Raw genomic sequence first — 18493 nt, 5'->3', positions numbered from 1 at the left:
GTTCATCACTCATCGCTTATCCTTGTTTGCCCTTCTGCTTCTTTTAAGGCTTTCTGTAAGCGTTTTTCTAAAGAAGCCATATTATAAGCCAAATGCAATGACGTTAGCAACAACCTCTCCTCTCGGCTAATGCGATGAGGTGTATGTGAAAATGCCTCTTTGAGCATTTCAATGACCCTTTCGGTCGTTTTTTCGTCCAGGCTGGTTTTAACCGAGTACCGCCTGCCCCCTAACGTCACTTCAATGGTTCTTAGCGAACTCTTTCTTTCCTCGCTCATGGATATCACGCCTGCTTTTCGTCGTTATTGCGCTTGTTTTCTTCTGCAACTCCTAGGAAGGCTGACAATTTTTGGTGCAACTTGGATATTTTTTCTTCGTATTCCGATCTTTCTTTTTTAAGTCTCATTAATTCCCGCTCAATGGTTTCGATTTGACGTTGGTTGTCTTTTTTTAGTCTGATGATCTCCAGGTCCTTTTCTTGGAGTTGTCCTTTCATCATTTCGATCTGTTTGACAAGTTTTTCGTTTTCCTCCCTGATCGCAGAAAACTTCCCACACAAGTTGTCGATCAACTGTTCCATTTTTTCCAGTGCTTGCACGTCCTTCACCTTCCCTATCTTAGTTTTAACCCCTTGGACACTATTTGGGCACGAAGCTCGTTGTGAAGTTCATCGACTTCATCGTCACTTAGCGTCCTGTCCGGGTGTCTGTATGCGAGGGTAAAGGAAAGGCTTCTGTGCCCCTCAGGGATGTTTTTACCCTTGTAAATGTCAAACAACCTGACAGAGGACACCAAAGCTGGAGAAAGTTGCCGAATTAGCCTGCTTATCTCGTTGACTGTCATGTCTTCGGGAGCTATCAAGGAGATATCCCTGTAAACGGCGGGATATCGATGAACTTCTCCAAATTTCGGAGCTTGTGGCCTTAAAAAAGGATCGAAGGCTACTTCAAAGACGTAAAGCGATGCTGGAAGTTCTAAGCGTCTTTCGATTGATGGTTTTATTTTTGTTATGTAGCCTATTTTTTGTCCATCGAATATCACATCGGCGGTTTGTCCTTCGTTGCCAAAGGGTTCTTTTCCAGGAAGTATGTCAAAATGTAACCTGAATGCCTTAGCCAGGGCCACGAGGTCGCCTTTTATCGTGAAAAAGTCGTCTTTATCGACGACGCCGTAGGGAGATCTGTCATCTTTGCCCAAAAAAATTGCCCCGGCTATGTGTTTTTCCTCTCGCAAGTTTGTGCCCTCTTTTAAAAATACGTTGCCTATCTCAAAAATCCGTATGGGGAAACGCCAACCCTTTCTCAAGTTATCGCATATGGCGTAAGCCAATCCCGGCAGTAAAAAGGTTCTCATGACGGATTGCTCAACGCTCAAGGGGTTCGCCAGGGGAAAAGGCATTGCCCTCAAATCAGAAGGAGGAAGCATCAAGTCCTTAGTGAATTTTGGTGAGATGAAGCTATAATTTAATATCTCGACGTAGCCGCGGCCCATCAAGATTTCTCTCAATTTTCTCTCAGCGCGAGACTCCATGCCTATGGTAGCCGAATCGTGAATCTTACCCGGCAGGCGAGGAGGCAATTCGTCATAACCCTTCAATCTGGCTACTTCTTCTATTAAATCTTCCTCTATTTCCACGTCCATCCTAAAACTTGGAACTTTAAAAATGATGCGCTCTACGGACGACGCTTGGACCTCAAATCCTAAAGGCAAAAGAATTTTCGGGGTTTCAGCCAGATCTTCGTCTCCCAGGTAGGTCTTTAATTTCTTGGAAGTCAAAGGCACCAATCTTTCGCCGGGATTGGCGTCTCCTTCCAAAATTACAGAAGTGTAAACTTTTCCGCATCCCCATTTATTCATTAAATCCAGGGCATATGATAAAGCTAGAGGCGCTTTAGCCCTATCTACTCCTCTTGCATAACGATATGCAGCTTCACTGTTTATCCCGAGACGCCTCGATGTCTTGCTGATGCGATGGGGCAAGAAGTGTGCCGATTCTATTAATATCCTTCTTGTGGTATCGTCTATTTCGCTGTTGGCGCCACCCATCACTCCGGCTAACCCTATTGGCAGTCCTCCGCTTGTTATTAAAAGGTCGTCAGAAGAAAGTTCGTGTTCCCTTCCGTCTAACGTAACTATCCTTTCGCCTTCGTAGGAAGATCTCACCGTTATTTCAGGCGCCGGCAACTTGTCGAAATCAAAGGCGTGCAAGGGTTGCCCCAAAAAGAGCATGACGTAATTTGTTACGTCAACGATGTTGCTTATCGGCCGGATCCCGCACAATGCAAGCCGTACTCGATACTTTACAGGAGCGGGCAAAACTTTCAGTTCATCGGCAAAACCCAATCCGTAAAAGGGACAGCCGGGATCCTTTAGCGTAACGCCTTGAAAATTTACCGGCCAATCGTGGGGCGTGTGCGTGTGGGGAAAGTCTATTTTTTTCAAAGAAGAACTTGGGAACAGGGCATGAGCTTCACGAGCGATTCCCGCCATGCTGAGCAAGTCACCCCTATTTGGCGTTATTGACACATCAAATATTACGTCTTTGATGCCAAGCCATGAGGCGGCGTCTTTGCCCAAAGGCGCGTCTTGGGGCAAGATCAATATGCCTTCTTCCTGCGTTAGCGAAGGCAGCCCCATTTCGTCTGCAGACAGCATCATGCCGTAGCTTTTGATTTCATCGAATTCCTCGATCCCGATGACTGTGCCGTCGGCTAAGACAGCACCGGGAGGAGCATAAGGAACAACATCGCCTTCCTTTACGTTTTGTGCCCCTGTGATGCATGTGGCCCTTCCTTCATCTCCCCACGTTAGCGTCACTACCATAAGGTTTTTTCGTTCCGGATGGGGAGTCAAATTTAATATTTTAGCTATGATGGTGCCTTTAAGTCTTTGAGCGGTGTAAGTAATCTCTTCAACTTCGGCCCCGGCCATTGTCAACTTTTCGGCAAATTCTTGGGCGTTTGCTGGAAGCTCTACGAGTTCGTTTAGCCAATTCCACGAAACAATCACTGACTAACACCTCCTGTGAGAAAGGCGATGTCTCCGGTAAATAAAATCCTCAAATCGTTTAGTTCGTACTTCAACATGGCAACTCTATCTATTCCCAGTCCCCAAGCAAATCCGTTGTAGATTTCTGGGTCGATCCCACCTGCTCTCAGCACCTTAGGATGGACCATTCCCATGCCACATATTTCAAGCCAACCCGTACCCTTACAGACCCTGCAGTTTGGGTCCTTGCCCGAACAGGCTATGCATTCCACGTCCATCTCAAGAGAAGGTTCCGTGAAGGGGAAATAACTGGCCCTAAACCTGGACTTTAGCGGTCTGCCAAAGATCTTATCGATGAAATGGACCATGCATCCCTTTAAATCGGATATGGAGACGTCTTCGTCCACCAAAAGTCCTTCCAGTTGGTGAAACATAGGAGAGTGAGTCGGATCACTGTCTCTTCTGTAAACCTTGCCGGGACAGACTATCCGCAACGGAGCTCCATATTTTAACATGGACCTTACCTGCACAGGAGACGTATGAGTTCGCAGTAAAAGCTCATTCCCCTCGAGGTAAAATGTGTCCTGCATGTCTCTTGCCGGATGATGGGGGGGTATGTTTAAAGCTTCGAAGTTATGAAAGTCGTCTTCGACTTCTGGACCGAGTGCCACGGAAAAGCCAAGTCCTAAGAATACATCTATAAGTTCGTGCATGACTTCAACGACAGGGTGAAATCCGCCCCAAGGTCTACCCTTCGGTGGCTGAGTTACATCGATGACATCCTTCCGCTCCTGTTCGTGTTCTTCTAAATCTGCAAGCTCTTCTGTCCGTTGTTCGATCAGATCTTCAATCGTAACCTTTAAGTCATTTATAGTCTTCCCCATTGTGGGGCGAACCTCCGGTGGAAGGGTGCCTAAACTCTTTAACATCTGGGTTACTATTCCCTTTCGCCCCAGATATCGAATGCGAAGTTCGTTTAGTGCCTCCGACCCTTTAGCGCGATCCAATTCTTTCATAAAGGTCTCTTTTACATCCTTGATAGCGTTAGATTCCAGATTCACCATTTCCCCTCCTTGTTCTGTGTTCTGTTTCTGAAATCAGTTTCTGCCAAGGCTCTGCCCAGGCGTTTTCCTAGCATCTCTTTCTTTGCATTGTTCATTATATCTTAACACTTCTTTAGTCAATGGTGATGTAGGCAGGATGACGTTTTTCTTTTCTCGTGCGATATAAAAATGCATTTATTAACGAAGTTAGCTTTTCGCCCTTATTTAAAAATCATATCAAAAAGGTTCCCATCACTACGAGCGATAGGAACCCAAATACCATGGTTTTTTAGCTTGATGGGGCCGTAAGTTTTTATTCTTATTGGACCAATGCCTCTTTCGCCTTTTCGACCAACTGCCCGAAAGCTTCGATGTCAGAGACGGCAAGCTCCGCTAACATCTTTCTATTGATCTCTATCCCCGATTTACGGAGTCCATTGATGAAGGTACTATAGTTCATGCCATAAATACGAGCTCCGGCGTTTATGCGCGTTATCCACAGTTTCCTGAAATCACGCTTCTTTGTGCGTCTGTCCCTATAGGAGTAACTTAGGGACTTAAGCATCGCTTCTCTAGACCGTCTAAACACGTTCTTTCTGCGACCGTAATATCCTTTAGTTAACTTGAAGAGTTTAGCTTTCTTTCTGTTGCTTGCACTGCTATCTTTTACCCTGGCCATGACTTTTCACTCCTTTTGCGTCTTGCAATTAATCGGAATAGGGCATCAGTTGTTTTATCTTTTTTGCGGCCGTACTCCCAAGATACCCCTTTTTCTTTAGTGCACGAATGCGCTTTTGGTTTTTCTTGCGAAGCAAGTGGCCACGACCAATCTTTTTATAAGCCACTTTTCCCGTTGCCGTTAATTTAAATCTTTTTTTTGCTCCGCTATGAGTTTTGATTTTCGGCATAAAAATTCCTCCCTTTCATCTTCCACGTCTATGTAAAGTAACCCTGAGATTCATTTGAACATGATTTTACGCTGCCTTAGATCCCTTTTAGTCTTTAGACGATTTACTTTCTGACTTTTGCAGGACGGGGACAAGCATCATCCGCATGTATCGCCCTTCCATTTTCGGCTGTGAGTCCACCTTCCCCAAACCATCGCAATCCCTGGCCACTCTCTCGAGCACTTCCCTACCTTTATCTAAAAATGACATTTCCCTGCCGCGAAAGAAGACGGAAACTTTGACCCTATGCCCATCGCGCAAAAATCTCTGAATGGCCTTGACCTTGAAGTTGTAATCGTGTTCGTCGATCTTCGGGCGCATTTTAATTTCCTTTATAGTTTGAGTTTTTTGCTTTTTGCGGGCCTCTTTATCCCGTTTTTGCTGTTGATACTTATACTTGCCGTAGTCCATCACTCGACAAACCGGCGGATTAGCATGAGGTGCGACTTCAACCAAATCTAATCCCCTACTTTCGGCTACCTGCAGGGCTTGTTCAATCGGAATAACGCCTACTTTAGTGCCATCGGCATCGATCAACAGGACTTCAGAGACCTTAATTTCCTCATTTACCCTCGGTTCATTTGCTTTCGCTATAACTGGTCACCTCCACAATAAATTAGGGGCTGGCAAAAACTAGCCCAGCCCCTTTTAGTCTATGTACTATCGACCTGTAAGCCCGGAAAGCTGCCTTTGCGCCACCAGGCGAGAGGGATGGGCCCTCTGCTTGTCACTTTATGCTATGAATTGCGATTACGCAGTATAACATGAAATTTGTTCAAAAGCAAGCGGCCTGCCGGAAGCCCGAGCCTTTTAAGTCTTCCTTAAGGGATGATATTCACTCTTTAAAAGTTCGATCAAAGACTCCAAGCTCATGCTTCCCAAGTCTCCCTTGCTTCGTTCCCGCACGGAAACGGTGCCACTTTCCACCTCACGACTGCCTATGATGAGCATGTAAGGGACTTTCTGTAATTGAGCGTCCCGAATTTTTTTACCCAAAGTTCCTTCTTTGGTGTCTATCTCTACTCGGATATCTTTTTTCTGCAAGACAGAAGCTATATTTTTTGTGTAAGAAAAGTACTCATCCGATACGGGCAATATCTTCACTTGAACGGGTGCAAGCCAGTATGGAAAAGCTCCGGCGTATTGCTCGATCAAGATGCCCAAAAATCTTTCCAAGCTGCCCAGTATGGTCCTGTGTATCATGACCGGCCTGTGAGGTTCGCCGTCAGGTCCTATGTAAGTGATATCGAATTTTTCCGGCATCTGGAAATCCAGCTGAATTGTGCCGCACTGCCAGTTTCGCCCAATGCGATCTTCCAGGTGAAAATCAATTTTAGGACCATAGAAGGCGCCATCGCCGGGGTTTAATTTGTATTCTACTCCTTGGTCTTCGAGGGCCTCCTGCAAGCCCTGCTCAGCCTCGTCCCAAAGGGCTCTTTCTCCCATCGCGTTTTCCGGCCTAGTCGATAACTCTATGCGGTAAGGAAAGCCAAAGACGCCGTATATGTATTGAACCATGTCCATGATGTCGATTATTTCGTCTTTTATTTGTTCTCTTGTTGTAAATATGTGAGCGTCATCCTGTGTGAAACAGCGCACGCGCATGAGGCCGTGAAGGACGCCCGATCTTTCGTGTCGATGTACTATGCCCAGCTCCGCCAACTTCAAGGGCAAATCGCGATAGCTTCTAAGCTGGGTTTGATACACCAAGATTCCTCCAGGGCAGTTCATGGGCTTTATGGCAAAGGGCTTGCCGTCTATTTCGGTAAAATACATGTTCTCCCTGTAGTGGTCCCAGTGTCCCGAGCGTATCCATAAGTCCTGATCCAATATCAATGGCGTCATTATTTCCTGATATCCCCTTTGGATATGTACCTTTCTCCAGAAATCCACAAGGACATTTAAGATGGTGACACCTTTGGCATGGAAAAAGGGAAATCCGGGCGCTTCGCTTTGCAAACTAAAAAGATCTAATTCTCTGCCTATGCGGCGATGATCCCTGCGCTTGGCTTCCTCTATTTTGTTTAAGTAAGCTGAAAGCTCTTCTTCCGTAGGGAAGGCTGTGCCGTATATGCGAGTAAGCATTGGATTTCTCTCATCTCCGCGCCAGTAAGCCCCAGCTAACGACAAAAGCTTGAAGTGCTTTATGTAAGATGTGTTGGGCACATGGGGACCTCTACATAGGTCTATAAACTCCCCAACTTTGTATAGGGTAACTTGATCATCTTCTATGGCATCAAGTAGCTCAAGTTTGTATGTATCCTTGCGCTCTTTGAACAAACGCATCGCTTCCTCTTTGCTCATAACAAGCCTTTCAAAGGGAATTGCTTCGGCTACGATTTTTTTCATCTCGTCTTCTATTTTTGGCAAATCTTCCTCGGTCAAAGTCGTCGGGACATCCATGTCGTAGTAAAAGCCATTCTCGATGGCTGGTCCAACTCCATATTTGGTCCCAGGATATAGTCTGTATACAGCTTGAGCCATTAAGTGCGATGTGGAATGCCTTAGTATCTCGATGCCTTCCGGGCTGTCTATTTCAATGGGTTCAATAGCTGCATCTTCATCTACTTTCATATCGAGATCACACAGTTTACCGTCTATCTTCACAGCAATGACCTTACCATTTATACCGCGTTCTTTAAGTATTTCTGAAGCTTTTTTAGGGTGTTTATTCACGGGCACTTATATTCCCTCCCACGTCTAATTTAATATCATTTTAAGATTATACCACAAATGCCAATCTACAATTTACAGGTCCATGACTAGATTTTGCATGCCAAAAGCCAAAAAGAAACGCCGCCATTATCCTCCACGAAGATGCCATTAAGATAATATCACGAATTTGCTTGACCCCGTCCGTGTTGCAGGTTAAAATATGTCTTGCATCGGGACGTAGCGCAGCATGGCCAGCGCACCTGCATGGGGCGCAGGGGGTCGGAGGTTCAAGTCCTCTCGTCCCGACCATTGTAAAAAAGGCGGGGGTTTCCCCGCTTTTTTATTTTCGCTATCCACGCGTACAATATTATATTATATTTCAAAGGTCTTTGGGCAGTTTGGTCAATGAGAAGTTCAAGGACAAAGATAATGGTTAGTTGTATTGAACAAGAAGGTGAAGTTTTAGGAAGATGAAAGACAATTCGCAAAGAGTTTTAAAAAAGGGCACAAAACACTACGCCAAAAAGTCGCTAGGGCAAAATTTCTTGATAGATCCTAACATTGCTCGCTGGATGGTCGATTTTGCCGAGATTGGCGATAGCGACGTCATCTTAGAAGTAGGACCCGGTAAGGGCATGTTAACTAAAGAGATACTTAAAAGCCCATGTAAATATTTACACGTCATAGAGATAGATAAAACCCTCGCCCCTTTTCTTGAGCCCTTGATAAGTGAATGCAAGTCCCGAATGGCTTTGATTTGGGGGGATGTGTTAGCGGTTAACCTAAAAGAACTTCAACCTACCCCAACGAAAGTTCTGGCTAACATACCTTACAATATTACTACCCCCCTGATATGGCAAATATTTGAAGGTCTAGTCCCCTTGGGGGCAACGCAGCTGCTTTTGATGCTTCAATTAGATCTGGCCTATAGATTGTGTGCAAAGCCAAGAACTAAAGATCGCTCTCCCCTTGGGATTACCATAGAAAGGATGGGACAAGCCCAAATCGTAAAAAAGGTGCCGCCTCAGGTTTTTTGGCCTGTTCCAAGGGTGGAATCGGCGATTGTCCAAATAACATTGGACAAAAATCTCAAATTGGCATCAGATTCCTCCTGGAGGAGGTTGCTTCGAGTTGCCTTTGCCAGAAGGCGCAGGACGCTCATAAATAACCTGGCATGCGTTTATGAGTTCTTTAAAGAAAAAGATCAAGCTTTGAAACTTTTAGAGGAGATGGGGCTATCGCCCACCGTCCGCGCGGAGGAGCTTGAGACAGATGATTGGCAGCGGCTATATGAGTACATTTCATCTCTATAAATGATGGGCTTACCCTAAAAAGTGCAATCACTAAGTGACTTGTAATAAAAAACGGGCTGGTCACAGCCCGTTTTAGTTATGTTCATGGTGGAGATGAGCGGATTCGAACCGCCGACCTCCTGCTTGCAAGGCAGGCGCTCTCCCACTGAGCTACATCCCCGAAGCATGTGTCCTAAAAAATGGTGGGCCGGAGTGGATTCGAACCACCGACCTCACGCTTATCAGGCGTGTGCTCTAACCAGCTGAGCTACCGGCCCATCGAGAAAGAATATAACACATCTTCGTTATTATTAGCAAGAACTTCTTGCCTCGCTTGGACAAATAGATGTTATCACGGTCAGCTTTTATGGTCAATGTCAAGTTGGTTATTTTTAAAGACAAACTGAAATGTCCTAGTTTTATTTTATGCTTGACCGAGGGCTTGTCCGATTTTCCTTGCTTCTTGCATTAAATCATCGTGTCTTGCGGCTTCGCCAAGTTCGTTAAGACCCGGAGTCTGCAAGACCTCTACTCCATCGAACCCAAGGGAAAGTAGCGCTTCTTTCATCTGATTTATATGTGTCTCATATTCTTTGACATTTTCATAGCCTTGAGATACCACAAGAGCAGCCTTTTTTCCTTTAGGAAGGCGACTTTCAAATTTCGGTGCAGGTCCTAAAAACGCAAAGAGCCTGTCTAATACTAATTTAAATTGAGCAGCTACGCCCGCCATGTATATGGGCGTTCCAAAGACAATGACTTCGGATTGTTCAATTCCTTCATAAATTTCTTGCATATCGTCTTTCACAGCGCATTTGCCCTGTTCCTTACAGGAATAGCATGCCTGACATCCTCTAATGTTCATTTCATTGGGATAAAATACCTCAAAATTCTCGCTGCCGGTAAATTTCAGTACTTCCCTGACGAGCACATCAGAATTTCCGTGCTTGCGCGGACTGCAAACAATTCCTATCGCATTCATTTTGCGCAACCCCCTTTTTTAAAGAATGTTGGCTCAAATTAAGTGCTTCATGTAACGCTTTAGAAAGCATTACTCCGCCTTAAGCAAAAAACTCAAAAATAATTTATTATTTTCACATGTATAGCTCAGGATTTAAAATCTTTAGATCTAAATATTATATTAGCATGCGGTTTTTCCCGTAACAAGTGCCATCTATTTCACTGGTGTGGGTTCTTGTAGCCGGTTAATCGTTCAAGATATTTATATTTGATTTCTGGCGATTCAATACTTCATTGCTGCTATTGAGAATTGACGCAAGGGAGGCAGATAAAATACTGGCGAATAATGTGCGCGTAATGTGCGCGAAAATGCCCCGAAATCTGTTCTGTACGATGACCTATTATATCTCCCTGACTTGGATGGCAATACCCGTAGATAGTATAACAGTAATGCTTAAATATTCATGTATGATATAATTTAAGCGCTATAAAAACAGTGTAAAGAGGTAAATGCCAGATGAAAAAGCTCAAACAAACACTTAAGTGGGTTCCGATAGTTATTTGCCTTCTGATTTCTATTGCCTTTGCTTTAATGCCTAAAGCTTCTTCCGCAGGCATGCAAACAATCCCCGAGGGCACACAAATTGCGCTCATAACCCGTGTTGTGGACGGAGAGATCTTTCAATTCAATGACTGCAAACATTTTAACGAGCTGTTATTGCTTAAAGGTTTTGATCTTGTCACTACTTTTTTGCCAAACGCTGAACATGAGAACCACTTATCAAGCGCACAAAGACATGCAAGAGAAGCCCAAGAAGACCTTCGGAACAAAGAAAAACTGAGCGAAGTGAAACTTCAAACTAAAGAGATCATAGTCTATATAACCAAAACTGGCAGCAAATACCACCGCGCCGGATGCAAGCATCTAAAAAAGTCATCTATCCCAATAACCCTGGAAGAGGCTAAAGAAAGAGGTTACACACCATGTAAGGTTTGCAATCCGCCGACTTAGGCAAAGAGGGCGCCATTGCTGCGGGTCTTATAATAGCAGGTAGCAGCTGCAGGTCAGTCCTTAGAAATTAGGAAGGTGTTTTTATGACCAAAAAAGTAACTACATTGTTATTAATGCTGCTTTTTCTCTTGGTCTCTCCCCTTCTTGCATCAGATCTTCAAGTCCACTTCATAGATGTGGGCAAAGGTGACAGTACTCTCTTTCATGTCGATGATTACGCCATGCTTATAGATGGAGGTACGCTCTCTAAGGGCCCTTATGTACTCGATTATATTAGCGCCCAAGGCATAAGCAAGCTGGATATAGTAATTGCCACTCATCCCCACGCTGACCATATAGGCGGGCTAATACACATTATAGACAATATGCCCGTAGGCGAGATACTTGACCCTGGGGTAGAACATACTTCACAGCTCTTCGAGGATTATCTTGATGCAATTTTAGCAAAGGAAGATATAACCTTTACTGAGGCCAGGGATGGAATGATTCGGCAGCTGGGGCCGCTTAAAATACAAATAATACATCCGGCAAAACCAGATCCAGGACACCTTAATAATTCTTCGATTGTAGCCAGAGTGGACTTTGGCGACACAAGCTTTCTCATGACTGGTGACGCTGAGCGGGAAGCGGAAGCAGAAATGCTTAACCGGCATTCACATTCAGTAGACATCTTGCATTCAGTAGACATCTTGGATGTAGATATCCTCAAGGTTGCCCACCACGGAAGTAACACTTCCACTACGAAGGAGTTTCTAACAGTTGTATCGCCAGACGTTGCAGTCATCCATTGCGGCAGCGATGACAGATATGGTCATCCTGATCCTGAAACCTTGGAAGTGCTTCATGCACATGGAGTTGAAGTCTATCGCACGGATATTCACGGTACCATAGTCATCACCACCGATGGGCAAACTTACGACATAAACACAGAATACGAGGCTGACCCCAGAGCACCGCCAGCCGCCATATGTAAGCAGGATTGAGAAAGACAAGTTCCAAAAATAACAAGAGGAATGATTGCGATATGAAAGCTGTTATTGACCGCTTCGAAGGAGATTACGCAGTTATGCTTTTTGTTCCCGATGAGATCCAGGTGGACATACCTCGTCGTCTGTTGCCCGAGGGTTGCAAGGAAGGCGACTGGTTCAACGTCATTTTTGAACTAGATCCAAAAGAAAAGGAAGAAAGAAGGACTAGAATACAACACAAAATGGAAATGCTTAAAAAAAGGTCAAAGGAAGATTAGCTTGTAGCGCGAATAAATTTTGGTGTCATTCTTTTTGAGATGTTACAAGTTGCAGGCTTTGTCTTGTTCGTCGTAGATCTGAGCTTATATCTTCGAGTCTATTGCAGTCCGTATGCGTGAGAAAATAAAAAACACTCCCTTCTCGCCTTGTGCTGGCGAAAAGGGAGCAAAAAGAAGGGGTGTAGAAAAGATACTTTGTGCGCTACAAACACGTTTTTCTGGTTTTCTCGGATAACTGGCGCGCCCGGCGGGACTCGAACCCACAACCTATGGATTAGAAGTCCACGAATCAGTCTCTTGCAACTTTTAACGCTGGCTGTATCCGAGCATCCACGCAACTACCAGTAAAATTGTCGCTTACTGCCGACACTGGAGCTACTTTTTACGTCTGCGAGGTGTATATTATCAACATGTATTTTAAAAGTCAAATTCAACGAGGTTTTTGACCGCGTCAACGGTTAAAAGGTGCCGGAGATAATTATAGATAAAATAACGAATAGATGGTTGATGATCGGTCTCTGGCGGAGGAGTTTTTTAGGCAGCCTGATTGAGTAGCAGATAAGACTTGATTACAGCATCTTTTATGTCTACTTGATGCTCGGGTATTTGAGCCCGCAAGTAATCTACTTCTGAGATTATGACCGCAAAGACGTTATTAGCATCTATGAGGGATTAATATAGCTCCACGAGGAGGAGTGGTTATATGACATTGGATGAGCTTCACAAACTGGGTACTGAGTTAGAACAGTGGCTTCGGATGAGGGTCCATCCTATAGCGGTGAAGATGCTGAAAAGCAGGGATGAAGTACCTGAGGGAGCAATGATCCCTACGCGTGATTGGGGACATAAATATTCCTTGTGTCAGAGTTTTGCTAAATCACAACGAGATGGCTGGATGATTGCGATGTTTAAAGAGGATAATTGGTGTTTTGAGCCTGTGGTAGGGTTGGGGTTTGCTGAGCGTATCCCCTATTTCCTTGAGGGACATCATCGGTATCCTGACAGCGTGAGAACACTTGAAGGAGCCTCTGAATGGTGCAGAAATATGCCATATCTCGAGTACGGCATATATCAGGGTATCGTCTCTGCCCCCATCAACACGTGCAATTTTATGCCTGATGTCATTGTTATGCACGTTAATAGTATGCAGGCCAGTCAATTGTTGATTTTAAGAAACTGGTTTGACGGAAAAGATCTACATTGCCAACTCTCTGGACATGCTGTTTGTGTGTACGCTGTGGTGCCCCCAATTCTTGCCAATGAATGCACGGTTGCCATACCCTGCAGAGGAGACCGTCGCTTGGCCTTTGCTCAAGATGATGAGCTCGTTTTTTCGTTAATTCCTTACATGCTTCCAGATTTTGTAGAAGGCACTCGTTTCCTTCAAGAACACGGCTGGGGCATTCCGATGGCTCAAGAGTATAAAGAAGAATACGACCTCAAACCCGCTTATGCAAAGATGGGCGAGATGCTTGGCATGGACATGAAGAAATCGCTACCCGGGCCGTAGAAGTATCAAAAATTTTAAGGTGTCCACACGTCTTCCCAGGCCCGAGCAAAAAATATTGCCTGGGCCTGCACAAAGAAGGGATGAAGGATATGGATCTTACTCGCCAGCTGGTGGACTTTGCAGCAATGGAATTGCGCTTGACCAATATGCCAACTAAGGCGGTGAAAACCGCAGCCTGAGCCAAGGACATCGGCGAGGTGCACGAGGCAAAATACATAGCACTTTTTAGCTTTGACCCTTTTGTATTTGTGGTCAAGGCAGGAGAGACAGAGCGAGAGGCTTTTTCCTGAAAAGGCATGACAACCATAAAATACTCCCTTCTCGCCTTGTGCTGGCGAAAAGGGAGCAAAAAGAAGGGGTGTAGAAAAGATACTTTGTGCACTACAAACACGAACGCGTTTTTCTGGTTTTCTCGGATAACTGGCGCGCCCGGCGGGACTCGAACCCACAACCTACGGATTAGAAGTCCGTTGCTCTGTCCAGTTGAGCTACGGGCGCTGCAAAAATAAACTGGAGCGGGAAACGGGATTCGAACCCGCGACCTGCGGCTTGGAAGGCCGCCGCTCTAGCCTACTGAGCTATTCCCGCCCCTTGACGCGATTAATACTAGCATAACGCATGTCCTTGTGCAATACCTGGAGGGTGAAATTTAACCGGCGTAGTTGACATTTCTAAACCTGATGTGCTTTAATAACTTATATCAATTTGAAGAGCTCAAAATATAAAACATCCTTCCATTACCTCGTAGATTGCCTAATGTCTCTAGTTATGAAGGTTTTTAAGAGGAAGCGACTAATAGGGGTAGGCCTTTAACTTCTTTGCGCCTTGCTTTTACCGAAGCAACGTGTATTGGAAGTGGGCCGATGCCGGGCGTCCGATGATATCATTTGTACTACTCGCCTACCAGAACGAAATATTCCCTTTATATTATTTATTTTTTATCTTGTTATTTTTTAGACATAGCCATGCATGGGCCATAAAAGAAGGGGGGTTCAGGCCAAAAGTCAAGGTCATGTATGAAGTTATATTTAATTTAAGTTAATTGAAGTTCCATCCTCATTCTCTTCTCCTGATACATAAGCCCGGCGGATTTTAATATGTGAATCTGGCGGGCCTTTAGTTCTTTCGCGATAAGCCTTTCACGCACCAGGAAATAGAGAAAGCCTATGAAAAGAAATGGATTCAGAAAAGCCTTTGAAGACGATACGCATTGAGAATGTAATCGAGAGAGGAGGTTTGAACAATGCAAAATGTGAGGAAGTTTCGAAAACTTCTTGTTTTTTTGTCTTTTCTTTTTATCGTCATGATATCGTTGCTTTGCTCCGACACGGCTTTAGCAGTAAAAGTAAATCCAGCAGGTACCACCATAAATGATACTCTCGAAGGGGACCGCGTGGACCCTAACTGCATAAACTACGGTATGATTGAGACATACCCAGATGGTAAATTCGGTATGCACTTGCCAGATAGAGGTTTTGCTTCAAATTTCGGCAGGGTCATCACCCATGGCCAGCGAGCCCACGGCATCTATGCCGCTATGCCCTACTCCACGGTCACGAACGAAGGTGGAGGTAGCATAACCACGTATGGTTATGATGCCTACGGCATCTATGTCCCTAACCTCTACTCCACGGCCACGAACAAAAGCGGAGGTAGCATAACCACTGAGGGACATTTAGATTGTGGCATTCGGGCCGACAACAACTCCACGGCCACGAACAGCGGCATCATAGATACCAAAGGACAATTTGCCTGCGGCATGTACACCACTTTCAACTCCACAGCCACGAATAAAAGAGGCGGAATTATAACCACCTATGGCAAATATGCCCATGGCATATTTGCCTATGAACACTCAACAGCTACGAATGAAACAGTGGGCAGTATAACCACACATGGCGAAGAAGCCCACGGCATATACGCCGTAAAAGGCTCCACTGCCACGAACGAAGGCAATATAACGACAAGGGGTCAAATAGCCCACGGCATGTTCACCCTTATCAACTCCACAGCCACTAACAGAGGCAATATAACTACAGAGGGTACTAATGCTTGCGGAATGTGGGTTGAAGACAACTCAACAGCCACTAACGAAAATGGAGGCAATATAATTACGTATGGTGCAGGTGCCTCTGGTATGACCGTCTCTAAAAGCTCCACGGCCACGAACAAAATTGGAGGTAGCATAACCACGCATGGTGAAAGCGCCGCTGGTATGTACATCTTTATTTCCACCGCAAACAACAATGGGAGGATTACCACCTATGGCAGGTATGCCGCAGGCATGGTGGTCGATTATAGCTCTACGGCCACGAACAGTGGCAGTATCACTACAGGGGGTACTAATGCTTACGGCATGTTGGTTGCAGACAACTCTACGGCCACGAACAGTGGCAGTATCACTACAGGGGGTACTAATGCTTACGGCATGTTGGTTGCAGGCAACTCTACGGCCACGAACGAAACTGGAGGTAGCATAACCACACATGGCGAAGAAGCCCACGGCATATACGCCATAAATGGCTCCACGGCCACGAACAAAATTGGAGGTAGCATAACCACGCATGGTGAAGGCGCCCATGGCATGTTCGCCCAATATGACTCTACGGCTACGAACGAAGGCGGAGATAGCATAACCACCCACGGTATTCTTGCCTATGGCATGTACGCCAGTGGCTTAAACTCCACGGTCACGAATAGCGGCAGCATAACCACGCGTGGTGAAGATGCCCATGGCATGAGTGTCGATAATGGCTCCACCGCCACAAACAGCGGCACTATAACGGTCAAAGGAGCAAATGCCCATGCGGTTTTCGTAAATAACAGCGCCTTCACCAACTCTGGCACCTTAGACAGCCTACATGGAAATGCAGTCACGGCAAAAGACAACAGCTCCGTAATCCTTAAAGACGAAACTAAACTTGCCAATTCCCATATTTTGGAAGGAGACGATACGTCCAGCTTAGAGGTCAACATGCGCCAAGACCTCTCGGCAGTTGTGAAAGATTTTGGCACGTTTACCCATAGCGGCACGGGTGCAGTTATCTTTGAGGATGGTTCATCCCTGTCCAAGTTCGAGAACAAAAGCGGAAAGACCATAAAGGTCGCCCCCAACGCCACCTTTGAAACGTCATCTTACACCCAGGAAACAGGTGCTTCATTGCACGTCTACGTCCCATCAGATCCCAATGCAGGCTATCCACTTAAAGTTAGCAATGAGGCTGGCGGTGCAGCTAAATTTGCTGGGAACCTCACTATAGGCTACACGGGCTACCCGCTGCCTGGAAAGTACACTTATATATATGTCGCAGGAGAAAGGGAAGGAAGTTTCAATAGCATCTCTTACATCGACCCGAAAGGCTTCTACACCATATACGAGCCAAAGTGGGTTTCAGGAAGCAGCTGGTATTATACTAGTTTGGTAGATTACGCCTTCTCCGAACAGGCCCTTGGTTTAGTCTCCGCCATAGAGGACTGGTCTCTCCTTCGCTGGATCATGGCAAACCACCTACAAGATGTAGCAAGTGAGATAGACAATTTAGAAGCAGGCAAAAAGGTATATTACGCTCACTTTCTTGCAAACAAGACGGACCGAGACCCCGCCGGCAGAAGTCCATTGGGCTATGAATCCGACACAAAGGGCTTGAGCTTTGGCTTCGACAAAAAGACAGATGAAAAGACAGTATGGGGCATCTATGCAGGCTATACCGAAAAGGATATCGACTTTACTGACGTAGTTCCTGCATCCTCAGACTGGGAAGAACAGGACAGCTGGCACATAGGAGCTTACATCTGCAAGCGCTACGATAAGTGGATCATCTCCGATACCTTGACCTACAGAACCACCGACCATGACAGCTTCAGAAGGCAAAAAGACGGAGATGCCAGGGCAAGCTTTGACAGCTGGGCGATCACCAACGACATCCGTGCAGGATATGTAGTCAAAGAAATAGGAGAAAACTCCAATTGGGAAATTGTACCTGAAATAGGAATTAACGTAGGACATTTTGACCGAGGCGGTTATACCGAGACCAACGGCTACACCTACGGCGACTACGATACGACCGTTACAGAAGGTGTAATAGGCGTGAGGTTTAAGGGAGAGTTTATCTCCAAGGACGGCTCGAGGTTTTCTCCTTACTTGAGGCTTTCCTATGTAAACGTCCTTTCGGGAGACGACGTTACCATAGACGAGACACGTTATGGAACAAAAAGACGGTTCACCGAAGAGCTCGATGACGACTACTTCGTCGCAGACCTTGGCATGACCCTTTATTCCGCAGATAACTTCAACGTCTCCTTAAGCTACAACGGAAGATTTGGAGACGACACCGACTCTCACGGCGGTTGGCTCAGGCTTGAGTGGAAGCGTTAAGGTATAAATACTAACTACAGGCCAAAGGAGGGACGATCCGGCAGCCTTAACTCAGAAAATCATCAATTTCTGAAGATGATCTCATAAGCGCCCTTCGATTGCTTTTCTTTACTGTCCTGCGCCTCACCGGTACAGGATTATTCACCGGTGAGGCTTTTATATTGTGCCGGAGTCCACAGAAAAATAAGCCATGACGCTTATAACGACGTCATGGCTTATTTCGTAACGCTATGTTCAGAGTTTAACTGGACTGATTCCTTGAAGTTTTCTATTTTGGTCGGGGCGAAAGGATTTGAACCTTCGACCCCCTGCTCCCAAAGCAGGTGCGCTACCCAGGCTGCGCTACGCCCCGACATTTGCTTCTTGGTGGAGCTGGGGGGATTCGAACCCCCGACCTTTTCCGTGCGAAGGAAACGCGCTCCCTCTGCGCTACAGCCCCTTCGGCGATCTCCATTGTAAGCGTCA

15 protein-coding genes and 8 tRNA genes are annotated in these 18493 nt (G+C 45.6%); 7 read left to right on the top strand and 16 right to left on the bottom strand.

What is annotated here, in order from left to right; genetic code table 11:
* Positions 1-5: 5 nt before the first annotated feature.
* From zapA to thrS, 8 genes are all read right to left on the bottom strand, one after another.
* Complete coding sequence (gene zapA, locus AC5SXE_RS06455) at positions 6-278, bottom strand: cell division protein ZapA (RefSeq protein WP_332636041.1); 273 nt, start codon at positions 276-278, stop codon at positions 6-8.
* Positions 279-283: 5 nt separating this feature from the next.
* The gene (locus AC5SXE_RS06450) at positions 284-598 is read right to left on the bottom strand and encodes a hypothetical protein (protein WP_493916951.1); all 315 of its coding nucleotides are present in this window, start codon (positions 596-598) and stop codon (positions 284-286) included.
* A 14-nt stretch (positions 599-612) separates the two neighbouring features.
* Positions 613-3009: a phenylalanine--tRNA ligase subunit beta gene (gene pheT, locus AC5SXE_RS06445; RefSeq protein WP_493916950.1), complete on the bottom strand. Its 2397-nt coding sequence runs from the start codon at positions 3007-3009 to the stop codon at positions 613-615.
* On the bottom strand, positions 3006-4052 hold the full coding sequence (gene pheS / locus AC5SXE_RS06440) for a phenylalanine--tRNA ligase subunit alpha (RefSeq protein ID WP_332636038.1): 1047 nt from the start codon (positions 4050-4052) through the stop codon (positions 3006-3008). The genes pheT and pheS overlap by 4 nt, the downstream gene beginning before the upstream one ends.
* A gap of 298 nt (positions 4053-4350) precedes the next feature.
* A complete protein-coding gene (rplT, locus tag AC5SXE_RS06435; RefSeq protein ID WP_303884545.1) occupies positions 4351-4710 on the bottom strand; it encodes a 50S ribosomal protein L20 in 360 nt (119 codons plus the stop codon).
* Between the two features lie 28 nt (positions 4711-4738).
* Positions 4739-4939: a 50S ribosomal protein L35 gene (gene rpmI / locus AC5SXE_RS06430; RefSeq protein WP_332636037.1), complete on the bottom strand. Its 201-nt coding sequence runs from the start codon at positions 4937-4939 to the stop codon at positions 4739-4741.
* 87 nt (positions 4940-5026) lie between these two features.
* Positions 5027-5572 carry a translation initiation factor IF-3 gene (infC, locus tag AC5SXE_RS06425; protein ID WP_332636618.1) on the bottom strand — a complete coding sequence of 182 codons (546 nt, stop codon included), beginning with the start codon at positions 5570-5572 and terminating at the stop codon, positions 5027-5029.
* A 216-nt stretch (positions 5573-5788) separates the two neighbouring features.
* Positions 5789-7660 carry a threonine--tRNA ligase gene (gene thrS, locus AC5SXE_RS06420; protein WP_493916949.1) on the bottom strand — a complete coding sequence of 624 codons (1872 nt, stop codon included), beginning with the start codon at positions 7658-7660 and terminating at the stop codon, positions 5789-5791.
* Between the two features lie 204 nt (positions 7661-7864).
* Between thrS and AC5SXE_RS06415 the strand changes: the two genes are divergently transcribed.
* Together AC5SXE_RS06415 and rsmA are read left to right on the top strand one after the other, a co-directional pair.
* Positions 7865-7942 (top strand) — tRNA-Pro (locus AC5SXE_RS06415).
* A gap of 161 nt (positions 7943-8103) precedes the next feature.
* On the top strand, positions 8104-8946 hold the full coding sequence (rsmA, locus tag AC5SXE_RS06410) for a 16S rRNA (adenine(1518)-N(6)/adenine(1519)-N(6))-dimethyltransferase RsmA (protein WP_493916948.1): 843 nt from the start codon (positions 8104-8106) through the stop codon (positions 8944-8946).
* An 85-nt stretch (positions 8947-9031) separates the two neighbouring features.
* On the opposite strand, the gene AC5SXE_RS06405 is transcribed toward rsmA, so the two are convergent.
* The 3 genes from AC5SXE_RS06405 to AC5SXE_RS06395 form a co-directional block, all read right to left on the bottom strand.
* Positions 9032-9106: transfer RNA gene (locus AC5SXE_RS06405), tRNA-Ala, on the bottom strand.
* 20 nt (positions 9107-9126) lie between these two features.
* A tRNA-Ile gene (locus AC5SXE_RS06400) sits at positions 9127-9203 on the bottom strand.
* A gap of 146 nt (positions 9204-9349) precedes the next feature.
* Positions 9350-9907: a flavodoxin family protein gene (locus AC5SXE_RS06395; protein ID WP_493916947.1), complete on the bottom strand. Its 558-nt coding sequence runs from the start codon at positions 9905-9907 to the stop codon at positions 9350-9352.
* 495 nt (positions 9908-10402) lie between these two features.
* On the opposite strand from AC5SXE_RS06395, the gene AC5SXE_RS06390 reads away from it, so the two are divergent.
* The 3 genes from AC5SXE_RS06390 to AC5SXE_RS06380 all read left to right on the top strand — a co-directional run bounded on the left by AC5SXE_RS06390 (position 10403) and on the right by AC5SXE_RS06380 (position 12143).
* Positions 10403-10897, top strand: coding sequence for a hypothetical protein (locus tag AC5SXE_RS06390; protein WP_493916946.1), 495 nt, complete (start codon positions 10403-10405; stop codon positions 10895-10897).
* A gap of 83 nt (positions 10898-10980) precedes the next feature.
* Positions 10981-11880 (top strand): ComEC/Rec2 family competence protein, encoded by a 900-nt coding sequence (locus AC5SXE_RS06385; RefSeq protein WP_493916945.1) that lies wholly within the window; start codon positions 10981-10983, stop codon positions 11878-11880.
* A gap of 41 nt (positions 11881-11921) precedes the next feature.
* On the top strand, positions 11922-12143 hold the full coding sequence (locus tag AC5SXE_RS06380; protein WP_332636034.1) for a DUF3006 domain-containing protein: 222 nt from the start codon (positions 11922-11924) through the stop codon (positions 12141-12143).
* Positions 12144-12379: 236 nt separating this feature from the next.
* Here the strand turns inward: AC5SXE_RS06380 and AC5SXE_RS06375 are convergent.
* Positions 12380-12456 (bottom strand) — tRNA-Arg (locus AC5SXE_RS06375).
* A gap of 390 nt (positions 12457-12846) precedes the next feature.
* Here AC5SXE_RS06375 and AC5SXE_RS06370 point away from each other — a divergent pair.
* A complete protein-coding gene (locus AC5SXE_RS06370) occupies positions 12847-13653 on the top strand; it encodes a DUF169 domain-containing protein (protein WP_332636033.1) in 807 nt (268 codons plus the stop codon).
* Between the two features lie 421 nt (positions 13654-14074).
* Here the strand turns inward: AC5SXE_RS06370 and AC5SXE_RS06365 are convergent.
* A tRNA-Arg gene (locus AC5SXE_RS06365) sits at positions 14075-14151 on the bottom strand.
* Positions 14152-14164: 13 nt separating this feature from the next.
* Positions 14165-14241: transfer RNA gene (locus tag AC5SXE_RS06360), tRNA-Gly, on the bottom strand.
* Positions 14242-14896: 655 nt separating this feature from the next.
* On the opposite strand from AC5SXE_RS06360, the gene AC5SXE_RS06355 reads away from it, so the two are divergent.
* Positions 14897-18028: an autotransporter family protein gene (locus tag AC5SXE_RS06355; protein WP_493916944.1), complete on the top strand. Its 3132-nt coding sequence runs from the start codon at positions 14897-14899 to the stop codon at positions 18026-18028.
* Between the two features lie 274 nt (positions 18029-18302).
* Here the strand turns inward: AC5SXE_RS06355 and AC5SXE_RS06350 are convergent.
* Together AC5SXE_RS06350 and AC5SXE_RS06345 are read right to left on the bottom strand one after the other, a co-directional pair.
* Positions 18303-18380: transfer RNA gene (locus tag AC5SXE_RS06350), tRNA-Pro, on the bottom strand.
* Between the two features lie 12 nt (positions 18381-18392).
* Positions 18393-18467 (bottom strand) — tRNA-Ala (locus AC5SXE_RS06345).
* Between the last annotated feature and the right edge of the window lie 26 nt (positions 18468-18493).

The sequence above is a fragment of the Acetomicrobium sp. genome (assembly GCF_059026225.1).
This window is presented reverse-complemented; position numbering and strand designations above follow the sequence as displayed.

Bases quoted from the DNA above. Each gene is read 5' to 3' on its own strand.
- zapA (WP_332636041.1), bottom strand. From the start codon at position 278: ATGAGCGAGGAAAGAAAGAGTTCGCTAAGAACCATTGAAGTGACGTTA.
- pheS (WP_332636038.1), bottom strand. From the start codon at position 4,052: ATGGTGAATCTGGAATCTAACGCTATCAAGGATGTAAAAGAGACCTTT.
- rplT (WP_303884545.1), bottom strand. From the start codon at position 4,710: ATGGCCAGGGTAAAAGATAGCAGTGCAAGCAACAGAAAGAAAGCTAAA.
- rpmI (WP_332636037.1), bottom strand. From the start codon at position 4,939: ATGCCGAAAATCAAAACTCATAGCGGAGCAAAAAAAAGATTTAAATTA.
- rsmA (WP_493916948.1), top strand. From the start codon at position 8,104: ATGAAAGACAATTCGCAAAGAGTTTTAAAAAAGGGCACAAAACACTAC.
- AC5SXE_RS06395 (WP_493916947.1), bottom strand. From the start codon at position 9,907: ATGAATGCGATAGGAATTGTTTGCAGTCCGCGCAAGCACGGAAATTCT.
- AC5SXE_RS06390 (WP_493916946.1), top strand. From the start codon at position 10,403: ATGAAAAAGCTCAAACAAACACTTAAGTGGGTTCCGATAGTTATTTGC.
- AC5SXE_RS06385 (WP_493916945.1), top strand. From the start codon at position 10,981: ATGACCAAAAAAGTAACTACATTGTTATTAATGCTGCTTTTTCTCTTG.
- AC5SXE_RS06380 (WP_332636034.1), top strand. From the start codon at position 11,922: ATGAAAGCTGTTATTGACCGCTTCGAAGGAGATTACGCAGTTATGCTT.
- AC5SXE_RS06370 (WP_332636033.1), top strand. From the start codon at position 12,847: ATGACATTGGATGAGCTTCACAAACTGGGTACTGAGTTAGAACAGTGG.
- AC5SXE_RS06355 (WP_493916944.1), top strand. From the start codon at position 14,897: ATGCAAAATGTGAGGAAGTTTCGAAAACTTCTTGTTTTTTTGTCTTTT.